Below are 13,747 nucleotides of genomic sequence, written 5' to 3'. Positions count from 1 at the left end.
GTGGCGGCGGGTGCGGAGGTGGCGGCGGGTGCGGAGCGGCGGTCGGGCCCGGAGACTGGCTCGGCGGTCATGCGTGAATGCTCCCGCCCGACAAAGAGATAGACGAGCGCTAGGAATCGCACATGTCGCATGGATCCTCGCAACCGGATCGCGCGCCAACGCATCGGATCGCGGTGATCGTGGATGACGGGTCGAATCCCTTCGAGCTCGGTGTCGCCACCGAGTTGTTCGGGCTGCGCCGCCCCGAGCTCGACCGGCCCTGGTACGACTGCACGCTCTGCGCGCCTACCCCGCAGATCCGCATGCACGGCGGACTGTTCACCCTGTCCGGCGTCGCCGGGCTCGACGCGGTGTCCGCAGCCGACACGGTCATCGTGCCGAACCGCCCGGATCCGCTCGTCGCCCCGCCACCGTCGGTGCTGGCCGCGATCCGGGCGGCCGGCGACCGCGGGGCCCGCCTGGTCAGCTTCTGCACGGGGACGTTCACCCTCGCCGCCGCAGGGGTGCTCGATGATCGCCGGGCCACGACCCACTGGCGGTGGGCCGACCTGTTCACCCGCCGTTACCCCGAGGTACGGCTCGAACCTGATGTGCTGTTCGTCGACGACGGCGACGTGTGCACGGCCGCGGGCAGCGCCGCCGCCCTCGACCTCGGGCTGCACCTCATCCGCCGTGATCATGGAGCCGAGGTTGCGAATATGGTCAGCCGACGGCTGGTCTACGCAGCGCACCGCGACGGCGGGCAGCGGCAGTTCATCGAACGGCCCGTACCGATCGTGCCCGACACCTCCCTCGCGCCGCTGCTGGACTGGGCCCGCCAGCGGCTCGACCGACCTGTGGCGATCGCCGACCTGGCCAGCCAGGCCGCGGTCAGCCCGGCCACGCTGCACCGTCGGTTCCGCGCCGAGCTCGGCGTCACTCCACTGGCGTGGCTGACCGCCGAACGGGTCGCCTTGGCCTGCCGGCTGCTCGAACGCGGAGAACATCGCCTCGATCTCGTGGCCCGGGCCAGTGGCCTCGGGACCGCCACGAGTCTGCGGGTAGCGCTGCGCCGACGCACGGGCCTCACGCCGACCGCCTACCTGCGTCGGTTCGGGCCGGCCCGGCCGGCGCCAGGACTGGCCAATCCGGCGAACAGCGGCTGAGCGGAGGGAGCGGACAGGAAGGGGCCGAGCAGGTCAGGAAGCCGGCTCGGGAACGGTCGTGTGACGAGGAGGGGACGGTCCGCGAGGCGGCGCGGGGACGGTCCGCGAGGCGGCGCGGGGACGGTCCGCGAGGCGGCGCGGGGACGGTCCGCGGGGCGGGCGAATATGCGGCCAGCGCCGATCGGGCTGCTCCAGACGATCAGCGTTTGGTCAATACAGAAGTCGACAGCGACAAGCCCCTGATCCCAAGGATGGCGACTTGTAGTCTCTTCTCGCCTGCAACGACCGTTCAGCCATGGCCTTCCGCGCCCGCCGCGTGCGAGGAGGAGGTTCGAGGATGGTGGGCGATCCGTCCGTCATCGGCCGCGTCGGCGCGCTCATCGTGGGCACCCGGGGTGACGCCGGGCCGGGCGAGGTGGTGGTGCGGGTCCGCGGCGGAATCGAAACTTTCCTCGCGCTGTCCGACACTCCGCTACCCAAGGGCGCATCCGTGCTGGTCATCGGGACGCGCGGGCCTCGGACCGTCGAGGTGGTGCCGTGGCTGGATCCCGCCGCCGTCTTCGGCGGCGATCTCTGACGAAAGGTTCGCGGCGTGTTTGGTTACCGAGTCCCCGCACCCGACCAGGCGATGCTGATCTCGGGTGGGAAGAACCGCGGTGGGATGCCTTTCAAGGTGGTCACCGGTCACGGCGGATTTATTCTGCCGTTCTTCCGCAAGGTGCGCTTCCTGACCCTGGCGATGTGCGAGGCCGAGGTCACGGAGACGTGCGTCACCTACCAGGGCATCTCCCTGAACGTCCGCGCCGTGATCGCCTTCAAGGTGGGCAACGACAGCGAGAGTATCGTCAACGCCGGCCAGCGCTTCCTGTCCGACCAGGGCCAGATGGNCGTGCTGACCGGGCGGATCTTCTCCGGCCACCTGCGTTCGATCATCGGCTCGATGACGGTCGAGGAGATCATCCGCGACCGGCAGAAGCTCGCCACCGAGGTACTCGACGGGTCCAAGGCGGAGATGGCCCGGATCGGGCTGACCGTCGACGCGTTGCAGATCCAGTCCATCGACGACGGCAGACTCGGCTACATCGCGGCGATCGCGGCGCCGCACAACGCCGCCATCCAGCGCCAGGCGCAGATCGCCCAGGCCGAGGCCAACCAGGCCGCCGCCGAGGCCGAGCAGCGCTCGCAGCGGGCGCAGGCGGAGTACGCCCGGCAGACCTCCATCGTCCAGGCCCAGTACCGAGCGGAGATCGACCGAGCCCAGGCCGAGGCCGCACAGGCCGGGCCGCTTGCGCAGGCCCAGGCGGAGGTGGCGGTGACCGCGGNGCGGACCGAGCTGGCCGAACGCGAGGCTCAGTTGCGCCAGCAGCAGCTCGTCACCGAGGTCGTCAAGCCCGCGGAGGCGGAGGCCGAGCGGGTCCGCGTCCTCGCCCTCGCCGAGGCCGAGAAGATGAGGATCCAGGCGGAGGCCGCCGCGTCGCACAACCGGGTTGCACTCGACCGGATGCTCATCGACCAGCTTCCGGAGATCGTCCGGCAGGCAGCCTCGGGGCTGGCGGGCGCGAACGTCACGGTGCTCAACGGCGCCGAGGGCATCGGTGAGATCGCCAGCGGACTCGTCGGGCAGGGCGTGGCCATCTTCGAGGCCCTGCGCGCGGGCGTCCGGCAGCCGGCCTACGCCGCCGACGGCCAGGAGACCGCCGCCAGCGCCGAACACCCCGGCATCGCGACCGCCAGGCCCGTTCAGGAGACGTAGACGTGCTTACGGCCGGCAGCGACGGGACGCGCCTCCGGCCGGCCGCAGTATCCGTACTCCACGCGGCGCCGCCACACCGTGAGCCGGCATTGATCGGCCTCGATCGTCCAGGTCCGCCGCTCAACCCGATCCTCGACCTGAACAGGATTTCGGGTCCCTGCTTCGCCGNCGCGACGGTGCGCCCAGGAGTGCGCCGCCTCCCACTCCAGGAAGGTGGCCACCAGTTCGCCATCGCCGTCGTAGACCTGGAATCGGCGAGTCGCCATTGTCACGCCTTTCAGCCAATTACCGAATAATGAGAACCGTGGAGCTGTCCACGGTGCGCGGTCACGCCCGGGGAGGCGTCGATCCGACCCGCGATGGTGGGCTGGCCGGCTCCGGGCGGGGCTCGACGCCCACCCGCCCGGAGCCGGCGGTCGACGTCCGCCCTCACCGCCGCCGGCCAGCGCGCCGACATCCCACGTGGTCGTCGACCGTCTGGTCGCCGCCGACCGCGTGGCGGTGGACCGCCTGATCGCCGGCCGCGAAGCCACAGCCCTCGCGATGGCGGGCCACGCCATGGGCGTGGCCGCCCGAAAGTCCCGAACGGACGGGGTGGCGGGGATGGACGGGGTGGCAGGGGTGGACGCAGGGGTGGGGGCGTGCAGCAGGACCGACGCCGCCCGGCCGGTCGTCCAGGCATGGTCGCCGGATCGACGCCTCGGACCCCGCGCGATCGCCATCGACTACTCCCCGTGATTCCTCACCGTACCAAGTTCTCACCCAGCGGGTTGTGCTCGCCACTCAAAGTAAACCAAGACTCGCGGCATGGCTCCTGCCTCGACCGTCTGCATGAGCTTCTGTAAGAGTTCCGCTACCCATAGCAGTGCACTGTGTATGAGGAGTGGCGATCCAGTGGCAGGATGCACCCATCACTCCGAGCAGACCGAAGGACTAGCGATGGCCACAAGCGGCGGTCCGACTGTGCGGCGTCGGCGGCTGGGCGCCGAGTTACGGCGTCTGAGAGAGGCGGCGGACGTCTCGGTCGACGAGGTGTGCCAACTGCTGCGCTGCTCGGTCTCGAAGGTCAGCCGGATGGAGAACGGGCGGGTGCCGGTACGCACCCGCGACGTGTCGGACCTGCTCAACCTGTACGGTGTTACGGAGGGTGAGCAGCGCGACGCCCTGATGGCGTTGGCCCGGGAGTCCCGCCGGCACGGCTGGTGGCACTCCTACCACGATGTCGTCCCGGCCTGGTTCGAGATCTACATCGGCCTGGAGGGTGACGCGGCGTCGATCCAGGTGTACGAGTCCCAGCTCGTCCATGGGCTGCTCCAGACCGGAGACTACGCCCGGCAGGTCATCCGGGCCGATGACCCGGAGGCCGACGAGGAGGAGGTCGAGCGCAAGATTGCCTTGCGGATGGACCGGCAGCGTCGGCTCACCGCCCCCGACCATCCCCGGCTCTGGGTGATTCTGGACGAGGCGGTGCTTCGCCGGGAGATCGGCGGTCGGGCGGTCATGCGCGATCAGCTCGATTTCCTCGCCAAACGGTCCGAACTCCCGAATGTGACAATCCAGGTCCTGCCGTTCGCGGTCGGCGCACACGCCGGCCTGGGCAGCGCGTTTTCCATACTCGGATTCCCCGATTCGGAAGACCACGAAGTGGTCTATATAGAAGAGGCGGCCGGCAGCCTTTACATCGAGCGTGCCGCCGAAGTCCGGCGCTATAAGTTGAAGATGAATCACCTTCTGGCCGCCGCCCTGCGGCCAGAAGAATCCAGACAGATGATAATTTCCGTCGCAAAGGAACTCAAATGACCAGATTTGCGAAGCCCGATCGGGGCGGTCCCGCCGAGCTGGCCTGGCGCAAGAGCAGCTACAGCAACGGAGCGGGGGGCATGTGCGTGGAGGTCGCTCCCCTGGGCGAGGGCATCGTGGTGCGTGACTCGAAGAACCCCAGCGGTCCCGTGCTCGCCTTCTCCGCGGCCGAGTGGGACGCCTTCCTGGCCGGCGCGCGGGACGGCGAGTTCGACCGAACCCGGGTCCGCCAGGCCTGACCCGCCCTGGTCCGAGCCTGCGCTCCCCCCGCGCCCGACAGCGCCAGGTCCGGCCCGGACGCCTCCACCGGATGCGCCCGGGCCGGTGGGGGATCGCTGGGCCGGGAACGGCCGCCGATGGAGGGGGCGGAACGATCCGATCAACGTCGACGTTCCCACCCCGACCGGGTCGAGGTTCCTGTCATGACGGCGCGGTGGCGGCCGCTCGACATGCCGGTTGGCTCTTGCGCAACGCCCCCCGGTCGCGCACTCTTGTAGATGTTCAGTCGGTCCTCGTTGTTCAAGTGTTCGTCCCGTTGTGGTCGTGGCATTTCCGGGGCACGACGTCCGCGGCGTCCATCGCGCAGGGTGGGCAGGCGGACCGGACGCTCCCGGCGCCGTGGCGGCATGGGACGACGCTCGGCCACCTTCGCCCACTGGACGGGCCACGCGGGCTGCGAATGCCCGCCCAACGCGGAGGAGGGCAGTCGTTGTGATCATATTTGACGGTACGGCTACCCGCGTACAGCACCGCGACGCCACGGTCCGGGTGGCCGCGTCGCTGGCGGCGCTCGACCCCGGCGGCCACCAGGCCGCGCGTACGGCCTCAGTCCTCACTGCCGCGTGTTGTCGCCCGCCGGCGGGGGGGCCTCGGGCAGGCTCGGTGGCCGGCGGAGCCGCCATCCCGTCGCCGTCCTAGCTGAGGACGGCGCATCCCGCCCGCACCCCGGGCACTCCCTCACGCCTGATCACGGTCGGTCCACCTCAGGATCCGCCGGGCATTCGGCTTCCCCGACGGATCCCTGGTTGCGGGCATGGCTTCCGAGATCCATACGCGTAGCACCATCCTGTTCCCCTGCCACTGGGAGGTGATTGCCGTGGCCACCGCCACGACCAACCTGCTCAACACCCCGATGAAAGATCAGCGCGTCGAACGTGTTCGGCGCGCGGCACTGTCGGCGTACGTGGACGGGAAGATCACCTTTGCGCAGGCGAACCTCCGGGTACGCAAGGCTCTCGAACGCTTCGGCGTGTGATGGGCCGGCCCAGGCCCGGCGGGCGGCGTCGTCCGCCGGCCGGCCCGTCCGCGACCGGCGCAGTCCGCCGGCCTGGCCGCCCCTGGACCTCCCGGCCAGGCCGCCGGGCTCGCCGCCGCGGCTGACAGTCGGGGCGCACCGTCGTCGAGGTGCACCGTCGTCGAGGTGCGTGCTAGGCGAGGCGTAGGCGACGATCGGCCACGCCGACGGTGAGCTGCTGCCCCCAGGACAGCTCGATCGTGTCCGTCTCGATGCCGTCGCCGAACACGACCATCCGATCGGCCTCCACCAGGATCTCCAGCCGCGCCGGCCCGGCGAGGCGGCCCTCGGTGCAGGTGGTGCCCGTGGCCGGTGACGGCCATGCCTCGCGGACGAACCAGACCAGCGCGCCGGCGGTCGGCGCCGGGAGCGAAAGCTCGCTGCGCCGCTGCGCCCACACCGAGCGGCACCAGCCCGTCGCACCGGTGCCGGTGCCGACGAGCAGCCCGGATGACGCCTGCCGCTCGGTCACCGGGGCGCCCCCGCCGGGAACCCGCAACCGGTACCGGGCGGTCTGGTGGCCGGGGTGGCCGGCGTAGACCTCGTTGAGCGCGACGAGGCGCTGGCCGTCGTCGGAGCGGGCCTCGACCATGGTCAGTTCGCGCAGCAGGCGACCAAGCCCCCGGGCGGGGTCCGCAGGCGATCCCTCGACGGCGCGCAGCAGGGCGGCGGCCTCTCCCGGGGCGTGCCGGACCAGGACACCCGGCGTGCGGGTCGGTTCGACGTTGATCCCCAGGACGAGCTGGCCGTCGAGGTACTTCGCGACGTTCGCGACGAGCCCGTCCTGTCCGACGCAGACGACCACGTCATCCGGAGCGAACAGGAACCGGTCGAGGTCGGACCGCTCCACCTCGCCGCGACGCCAGTGCGGCGGGATCGCCGCGGCGACCGACCGACGGGCCGCCTCGGCGGCATCGTGGGCGGCCTGCACCTCGGCCAGCTCCCGCCCGCGGGTGGCCAGGAAGAACGCGGCCTGGCCGCGGGTGCCGTGCCGGTCCAGCAATTCGGCGTACTCGGTGCGTCGGTGCACGAGCACCGCGCGCGGGGCGAGGCTCACCGAGGGGTGCCGGCGCGGGCGAACCGGGCGACCGCCTCGGTGACCACGTCGGGGGTGATGGTGAGCGCCCCGATCGCGGGCAGATGGTCAGCCAGGTCCCGCACCGCCAACGCGACCACCGCCGAGGTGTCCAGACCGGTGACCGCGGCGACCCGGGCCGCCTCGGCGTCGGCCTCAGCCTGCCCGACCAGACGCACGGCCTCGGCCCGCGCCGCCGCCTCCACCCGAACCCGCTCGGCCTGCGAGCGGGCGGCCGTCTCGGCCCGCTCCGCCTCCGCTGCGGCGGCGATGCGCGCCGCCGCCGCCTGCTCGGTCATCCGGCGCTGCTCGTTGGCGCCCTCCTGGGTCACGAGCCGCTCCTCTCGCACGGCCAGCTCGATCTTGCTCTGCAGCTCGTTCTCGGCGATGCGCCGCTCCTGCTCGACTGCGAGCGCGCGGCGGCCGTAGGTGGCCCGGTCGGCCTCGGTCTGGATCTGTTCACGGGTGGGCGTGCGCAGCGCCTTCTCCACGTCCGGCGACGGGCGGACGGCGACCACCCGCACCCCGACCACACTCACCCCCGTCTGGACCAGGCGGGCATCTGCGCGCAGGCCGTCGGTCACCCGCGCCCGGATGACCGGCACCCCCTCGGCGAGGGCGGTGGTGAGCGACGTGCGCGCGAGCAGGTCCGAGGCGTACTGCTGGGCAGACTCATTGATCATCCCGGCGAGCTGGTCGAGGGGCTTCTCCCGCCAGGTGCCGAGCTCGGGGTCGATACCGAAGTCGAGGCGGGTGGCGGCCAGCACCGGGTCGGCGATCCGGTAGGTGACGGTGGCCTGCACCGCGACGTCCTGGAAGTCGGCGGTCCGCGCGTGGAAGAGCACCGCGAGCTCCCGGTCGTCGACCGGCACCTCACTGATCACCGCAGTGCGCGGCCGATACCAGAAGACCAGGCCGACACCCTCGTGGGCGACGGCCGTGCCGCGCTGGTGGCGGATGTACGCGGTGGGGGTGCCCCGCAGGTGGCACAGGAACGGCGCCCGGCTGATGTCCGCCATGAGAAGGTCCTCTCTTTATCGTCGACATGACGATAAACCGGGATCGCAGTTCTCGTCAACCTGACGAGTATGGTTCCCCGCATGCCGTCCCCACTGGAGTCATCCGCCGCCACGACCGCCCACGCCAACGGCGGCGGCGCAGCGGGCAGGCTGCCGCCGGACGTCGTGCCGGTCGCGCTCAGCGTCGATCTGGTCCTGCTGACAGTCCGCGAGGAGCAGCTCCAGGTGCTGCTGGTGCGCCGCGGGATCGAGCCCTACCGGGACCGCTGGGCCCTGCCGGGCGGCTTCGTCCGGCCGGGGGAGGATCTGGCCGAGGCGGCCGTGCGGGAGCTCGCCGAGGAGACCGGGCTACGCCACCCGCCGGCGCATCTCGAACAGCTCGCGACCTACGGCGCGCCGGATCGCGATCCCCGCGGGCGGGTCGTCACGGTGGCGTTCCTGGCGCTCGCGCCACAGTCGCGCACGCCGATCGCCGGCACGGACGCCGCCGCGAGCCGATGGGAGCCGGTCTCGACCGCTGGCGGCGGGTCCGGGCTGGCCTTCGACCATGCGGCGATCCTCGCGGACGGGCTGGAACGCGCCCGAGCGAAGATCGAGTACAGCGCGGTGGCGACGGCCTTCTGCGAAGGCGAGTTCACGGTGGCGGAGCTGCGCCGGATCTACGAGCTGGTCTGGAGCTCGCGGCTGGACCCCCGCAACTTCCACCGCAAGGTGACCGGGACCGCGGACTTCCTCGTCCCGACCGGGCGCTTCACGACCCGGGACGGCGGCCGGCCCGCGGAGCTGTACCGCCGGGGCGACGCCACGGTGCTGCATCCCGCGATGCTCCGGCCCGTCCCGCGGCTACCCTGAGCGGGCATAGGTTGCCGCGGGCGGGAGACGGCCGGGCGCCCGGGCGATCGGGGGGTGAACCCGGGCGGCCGGCCACCTCGACTATCTCACCGAAAGCACATGCGGCGTCACTATAAGTTTGGGCTCATGCCATCAGCGTTAACGACCGTGCCGGTCCGCGCCGTTGGTGACAGTTCGTCGCCCCGGCCAGGCGCCCCTGCGGGTCAGCCGAGTTCCCGCAGCGCGGCGCCAGGCCCGCCGTCTCCCCGGCCCGGTGGGTTCCACGGGTCGTCGCCGTGGCGAGAACGCCGCCCGAGGTCGGAGTCCACCCGCTCGGAGCGCCTCGGATCGACCCGTTCCAGGTCCACGCGTTCCAGGTCCACGCGTTCCAGGTCCACCCGCTCCGGGTCCAGCCGCTCCGGGTCCAGCCGGTCGGAATCAGCCCGCTTCGAATCCGGCCGGGCCCGATCCGGGCGGCCTGGATCCGGCCCGTCGGGGCGCGCCGCGGCGCCCTCCAGCTCGTCCACGGAACGGTTGGCCGCCATCCGGTCGCGCCCGAGGGCGGCGATGCCGGCGGCCACCATCACCATCGCGACGATGAACGCCACCCGATGGGCGCCGTCCGGGGCCGGCTCGCCGAACAGCGTCAGCCCCAGGGTGACCGGCAGGAAGGCGGACACCCCGCTGGTCACGGGGAAGGCGATCACCGCCGCCCGGCCCTGCAGCCCGCGCTGCTGCAGACCGAGCGCCAGCACGGAGAACAGCACGAGGACGTACGGCGTCGGGGTGGTGAGCAGGTCGGCCAGCGCGGACTGGCCCTCGCGGCGATCGTTGACCGCCAGGCCGATCTGACGGGTCGCGAGGGTGGCGATCGCATAGCAGACGCCGGCGGCCGCGCCGAATCCGAACGCCGCGCCGGCGATCATGTTCCGGGCGGCGGCGACGTTCGCAAGGAACGCGCACACCAGCGCGAAGATCAGGCCGAGGACGAGGAAGGCCAGCAGGACGTCCGTGCTGGCCGCGCTGCCGACCTCGGCACGGCGCGCGAAGGCGTAGGCGAGCAGGCCGACCCCGGCGACCATCGAGCCGACGCCCAGCCAGCCCGTCAGGCTGATCCGTTCACCGAGCACCCGCTGGGCCAGTAACGTGAAGATGATCATATCGAGGGCCATCACCGGGGCGACCATCGCCACCGGCGCGACCGAGAGGGCGTAGACCTCCAGCAGGAACGAGGCCGCCTCGACGGCGAGCCCGAGCAGCCACAACGGGCGCAGCACCAGCCGGGCCAGCAGTCCCAGCCCCAGGCCGGAACTCTCCTCCTCGCGCCGGGCGGCCCGCGCCTGCACCAGCGGCGCGACCCCGTACAGCGCGGCCGACACCATCGCGGTGGGCAGGCCGAGCGCCAACGCCTTGCTCATACGCGCGCCATCCTGGTCACGGGCGTGCCGTCGTTCGCGTCCGGATCCCGCCGTTCATGCCGGGATCCCCCTGACCCTGCCCCTGCCCATGCGCTGGCCGCCTCACTCGTCCCCCGCCACTCCGGGCCCACACCCGAGATGACAACCTCTGACCGAGTCAACACCGGGGGCCGCGTGGAACGTCCCGGGCCGGACGCGCGCCCGCCCGACGCCGCTGCGTCCCACCGCCGACGCGTCTCACCAGTGGGCACCGAATCACCAGTGGGCACCGAAGCCGATCTGCGCCAGCGCCGAGCCGAACGCCTGCTCCCACGCCTGCGGCCCGATCGCCACCCGGTCCGAGGGGGGCTTGACCCGGTCGAGGCAGGNGAGCGCGGAGCGGGTCAGCGACACCGGGTCGGTGTTGGTGACCTCGGCATGCCCGCGTTCAAGCTCCTTCTGCAGGTTGTCCCGGCCGTGCCCCGGCACGACGTCGATGAGCAGCAGGTCCCGGCCGATCACCCGCGCCTCGCTGCAGGTGTCCCCGGAGGAGGTGACGACCAGGTCGCTGGCGGCCATCAGCGCCGGGATGCGGTCGGTGAAGCCGAACGGGATGACCTTGTGCTGCCGCTCGGCCAGGGCGGTCAGCCGCGCCGCCAGCGGCTTGTTCCGCCCGGCCACCGCGAGCACGTAGATCCCCGCCGCGGCCATCGCCGCGGCACCCTCGACCAGCGGCCCGAGCCCCCAGGAGCCGGACATCAGCAGCACACACGGGGCGTCGGCCGGGATGCCGAGCGCCGCGCGCGCCTCCTCCTGGGTGGGCGGGTCGTAGAACGGCTCGCGCACGGGGGTGGGCACGACCGAGACGAGCGCACCCGGCGCGAACCGCCGCACGTAGCGAGCGGCAGTCTGCGAGGTGACCAGGTACAGGTCGGTGTTGTCGTGCACCCACAGCCGGTGCACGCAACAGTCGGTGGAGAACACCGCGGTGACCAGGCCGGGGAACTCCGGCTTGACCCGGCTGGTCGCCGCGGCGCCGGTGGCGAAGATGGAGATGACGAGATCGGTCGGCTGCTCGGTGAGCTCCTGGCGCAGCGCCGGGACGACGTAGCGGCTCGACGCCCGCTCGATCGCCAGGGCCAACCGGCCGCCGGTGCGCATCTGGGAGAAGTGCACGGCGTCGTAGAGGCCCGGCACGGCGATCATCCCGCGGAAGACCTTCTCCCCACGGGAGCCGTTGCGCCCGCCGAGCATGCGCAGGCTGTCGGCGGTCCGGGCGGTGAACCCGCGCCGCGCCAGCGACGCCCCGCACGCCTCGGCCATGACGTCGTGCCCCATGCCCAGCGAGCCGGACAGCAGCAGCGCCGATCCGCGACGAGTCGCCGGCTGTCGTGCCCCAGCCCCGGCGAGCAGGGCCGCGGCCGCGGCCTCCTCCACCGCGAGGCCGTTGATCACCGGTCCGCCGCGGTCGGGCGCCTTGTCGTCGCCGGGACGCCCGACCGCCGAGGCCACCCCCGCCGGCCGACCCTCCGTGGAGGGTCGGGTCGGGGGGGCGACGGTCGCCGCCGGATCGCCGTTGTCGGATGGTCCGCTCACCGTGATACCGCCGATCTGCGCCATGGTTACTCCGAGGACGCCGCGGAGACGTCTAGGTCGTCGACGGGCTGGACGGCCTGCGCCGGGGGCCGTCGGTTTGCCAGGTACCACTCGATGTACTGCCGTACCCCGTCCGTGAACGGGGTGGTCGGTCGCCAGCCCAGCAGCTCCAGCGCCCGCTGCGCCGACACCTCCCGGCCCCGGAAGTCGCCCGGCCGGGCCGGCACGTGCTCGATCGCCGTGCCGGGGAAGTGGCGGCACACCGCCTGCGCCATCTCCAGCACACTGACCGCCTCGGCGCCCTCCAGGGCGATGGTGGCGTTCTCCGCCTCGGGCCGCAGCGCCAGCACGTGGGCATCGGCGAGGTCGCGGACGAACACGTAGTTGCGGAACTGCTGCCCGTCGCCGGCGACGGTGAGCGACTCGCCGTCGAGCGCCTTGCGGACGAACCGGGCCAGCACCAGCTCGTCGCGCATGCCGGGGCCGTAGGGGATGCCGTAGCGCAGGATCGTGAAGGGCAGCCCGTAGGTCTGCTGGTAGCTGTGCAGCAGCAGCTCGGCGGCGAGCTTCGTCGAGGTGTAGACGTGGCCGGCGCGCCCGAGGGTGATCTCGGCGTCCTCGGTGAGCGGCGCCGGATCCGCCCGTTCCCCGACCGCGCCGTAGACCCACACGGTGCTGGCGAACAGCACCCGCCCGACGCCGGCCTGCCGGGCCGCCTCGCAGACGTTGCCGGTGCCCTCGACGTTGAGACGCACCGTGCGCGCCGGGTCGGCGTAGGCGAAGTCCACATTGGACATCCCGGCGACGTGGAACACCGCCTCGACCCCGGCCAGCGCCGCGGTCAGCCCCGGCAGATCGAGCACGTCGACCTGCCGGCTGGTCGCCCGCGGGTCGCTCGGGCGAGAGTCGACGTCGAGGGAGAGGACGTCGTGGCCGGCGTCGAGGAGCCGGTCCACGACGTGGCTGCCGATGAACCCCGAGCCTCCGGTAACGGCAATCTTCATGCTCACGCTCACCCGTCCAGGTCCAGGCTCGCCAGCGCGGCGGCGAAGGAGGTGACCACGTGGTCAGCCTCCGCGTCGGTCATGTCGGAATGGATCGGCAGGCACACGTGCCGGGCGCACAGGTCCTCCGCGACCGGCAGCGAGCGGCCCGCGTAGTCGCTGAACACGGGCTGCTGGTGCAGCGGCGCCTCGTAGACCTCACCGCTGAGCGAGACCCCGTAGCGCTCCTTGAGCTCCTTCTTCAGCCGCGCCCGGTCGATGCCGGGTCGGGGCAGCACGATGTACTTGTAGTAGTTGCAGACGTCGCCCGCGGGCACCCGCAGGCGGCCGGCGCCGTCGAGGGCGTCGAGCGCGGCATCGTAGCGGGCGGCCACGGCGGCACGGGTCGTCAGGAACTCGTCGAGGTGGCGCAGATGNACCTTGCCGGCGACGGCGTGCATCTCGCTGAGACGCCAGGCGTAGCCCTGCTTGATGTGGGTGTTGCCGAGGAAGCCCGCCTTGCCCTGGTCGCGGTAGATCAGCGCGGCCTCGTGGATGGCCGGGTCGGCGGTGACGATCATCCCGCCTTCGCCACTGGTGATCAGCTTGGTGGGATAGAACGAGAACGCGCCCGCCACCCCGAAGGAGCCGGCGTATCCCTCACCGTGGCGGCAGCCGTGGGCGTGCGCCGCGTCCTCGACGAGCGCGAGGCCCCGGTCGGCGCAGAACGCCGCCAGCTCGGCGACATCCGGCGCGATCAGTCCGCCGATGTGCACCAGCACCACGGCCCGGGTGTTGGGAGTCACGACCGCCTCGACGTCACGGACGGTCAACGCGAAGGTGTCCGGACTCAN

At 72.1% G+C, this 13,747-nt stretch carries 13 protein-coding genes and 5 pseudogenes; 10 read left to right on the top strand and 8 right to left on the bottom strand.

What is annotated here, in order from left to right; all coding sequences use genetic code 11:
- Nucleotides 1-122: 122 nt before the first annotated feature.
- The 5 genes and pseudogenes from UK82_RS13180 to UK82_RS42675 all read left to right on the top strand — a co-directional run.
- Nucleotides 123-1,145: a helix-turn-helix domain-containing protein gene (locus UK82_RS13180; protein WP_173667274.1), complete on the top strand. Its 1,023-nt coding sequence runs from the start codon at nt 123-125 to the stop codon at nt 1,143-1,145.
- 337 nt (nt 1,146-1,482) lie between these two features.
- Nucleotides 1,483-1,722 (top strand): hypothetical protein, encoded by a 240-nt coding sequence (locus tag UK82_RS13175; protein ID WP_041938708.1) that lies wholly within the window; start codon nt 1,483-1,485, stop codon nt 1,720-1,722.
- Nucleotides 1,723-1,737: 15 nt separating this feature from the next.
- Nucleotides 1,738-2,032: pseudogene (locus UK82_RS37565) on the top strand (SPFH domain-containing protein); the annotation flags it as partial.
- A gap of 1 nt (nt 2,033) precedes the next feature.
- A pseudogene (locus tag UK82_RS37560) lies at nt 2,034-2,467 on the top strand (SPFH domain-containing protein); the annotation flags it as partial.
- A 1-nt stretch (nt 2,468) separates the two neighbouring features.
- On the top strand, nt 2,469-2,898 hold a 430-nt coding region (locus tag UK82_RS42675; protein ID WP_396230544.1), incomplete at its 5' end, for a flotillin domain-containing protein.
- Here UK82_RS42675 and UK82_RS42670 read toward each other — a convergent pair.
- Nucleotides 2,886-3,066: pseudogene (locus UK82_RS42670) on the bottom strand (hypothetical protein); the annotation flags it as partial. The gene UK82_RS42675 and the pseudogene UK82_RS42670 overlap by 13 nt on opposite strands.
- 294 nt (nt 3,067-3,360) lie before the next feature.
- Here UK82_RS42670 and UK82_RS13160 point away from each other — a divergent pair.
- The 4 genes from UK82_RS13160 to UK82_RS34030 all read left to right on the top strand — a co-directional run bounded on the left by UK82_RS13160 (nt 3,361) and on the right by UK82_RS34030 (nt 5,953).
- On the top strand, nt 3,361-3,636 hold the full coding sequence (locus UK82_RS13160; RefSeq protein ID WP_044885965.1) for a hypothetical protein: 276 nt from the start codon (nt 3,361-3,363) through the stop codon (nt 3,634-3,636).
- A 201-nt stretch (nt 3,637-3,837) separates the two neighbouring features.
- The gene (locus UK82_RS13155; RefSeq protein WP_044885964.1) at nt 3,838-4,698 is read left to right on the top strand and encodes a helix-turn-helix transcriptional regulator; all 861 of its coding nucleotides are present in this window, start codon (nt 3,838-3,840) and stop codon (nt 4,696-4,698) included.
- Entirely contained in the window at nt 4,695-4,937 is a 243-nt protein-coding gene (locus UK82_RS13150; RefSeq protein WP_055407414.1) for a DUF397 domain-containing protein, read from the top strand. The genes UK82_RS13155 and UK82_RS13150 overlap by 4 nt, the downstream gene beginning before the upstream one ends.
- 794 nt (nt 4,938-5,731) lie before the next feature.
- Complete coding sequence (locus UK82_RS34030; RefSeq protein WP_044885962.1) at nt 5,732-5,953, top strand: hypothetical protein; 222 nt, start codon at nt 5,732-5,734, stop codon at nt 5,951-5,953.
- Between the two features lie 172 nt (nt 5,954-6,125).
- Here the strand turns inward: UK82_RS34030 and UK82_RS13140 are convergent, their stop codons facing one another.
- Both UK82_RS13140 and UK82_RS13135 read right to left on the bottom strand, forming a co-directional pair.
- The gene (locus UK82_RS13140) at nt 6,126-7,049 is read right to left on the bottom strand and encodes an inorganic polyphosphate kinase (protein WP_044885961.1); all 924 of its coding nucleotides are present in this window, start codon (nt 7,047-7,049) and stop codon (nt 6,126-6,128) included.
- Nucleotides 7,046-8,086 carry an SPFH domain-containing protein gene (locus UK82_RS13135; protein WP_044885960.1) on the bottom strand — a complete coding sequence of 347 codons (1,041 nt, stop codon included), beginning with the start codon at nt 8,084-8,086 and terminating at the stop codon, nt 7,046-7,048. The genes UK82_RS13140 and UK82_RS13135 overlap by 4 nt, the downstream gene beginning before the upstream one ends.
- Nucleotides 8,087-8,167: 81 nt before the next feature.
- Here UK82_RS13135 and UK82_RS13130 point away from each other — a divergent pair, with 81 nt between their 5' ends.
- Nucleotides 8,168-8,938 (top strand): NUDIX domain-containing protein, encoded by a 771-nt coding sequence (locus UK82_RS13130; RefSeq protein WP_110431464.1) that lies wholly within the window; start codon nt 8,168-8,170, stop codon nt 8,936-8,938.
- A 203-nt stretch (nt 8,939-9,141) separates the two neighbouring features.
- Here the strand turns inward: UK82_RS13130 and UK82_RS13125 are convergent, their stop codons facing one another.
- From UK82_RS13125 to UK82_RS37550, 5 genes and pseudogenes are all read right to left on the bottom strand, one after another.
- Nucleotides 9,142-10,335, bottom strand: coding sequence for a DMT family transporter (locus tag UK82_RS13125; protein ID WP_055407412.1), 1,194 nt, complete (start codon nt 10,333-10,335; stop codon nt 9,142-9,144).
- A 369-nt stretch (nt 10,336-10,704) separates the two neighbouring features.
- Nucleotides 10,705-11,934: MGDG synthase family glycosyltransferase (locus UK82_RS13120; protein ID WP_236705875.1), on the bottom strand; the 1,230-nt coding region annotated here is incomplete at its 3' end.
- A 2-nt stretch (nt 11,935-11,936) separates the two neighbouring features.
- The gene (locus UK82_RS13115) at nt 11,937-12,914 is read right to left on the bottom strand and encodes an NAD(P)-dependent oxidoreductase (RefSeq protein WP_044886022.1); all 978 of its coding nucleotides are present in this window, start codon (nt 12,912-12,914) and stop codon (nt 11,937-11,939) included.
- An 8-nt stretch (nt 12,915-12,922) separates the two neighbouring features.
- Nucleotides 12,923-13,330, bottom strand: a pseudogene (locus UK82_RS37555) (DegT/DnrJ/EryC1/StrS family aminotransferase); the annotation flags it as partial.
- 1 nt (nt 13,331) lies between these two features.
- Nucleotides 13,332-13,746 (bottom strand): annotated as a pseudogene (locus tag UK82_RS37550) (DegT/DnrJ/EryC1/StrS family aminotransferase); the annotation flags it as partial.
- Nucleotide 13,747 lies beyond the last annotated feature (1 nt).

The organism is Frankia sp. ACN1ag, assembly GCF_001414035.1.
GTDB classification, from domain to species: Bacteria; Actinomycetota; Actinomycetes; order Frankiales; family Frankiaceae; genus Frankia; species Frankia torreyi.
This window is presented reverse-complemented; position numbering and strand designations above follow the sequence as displayed.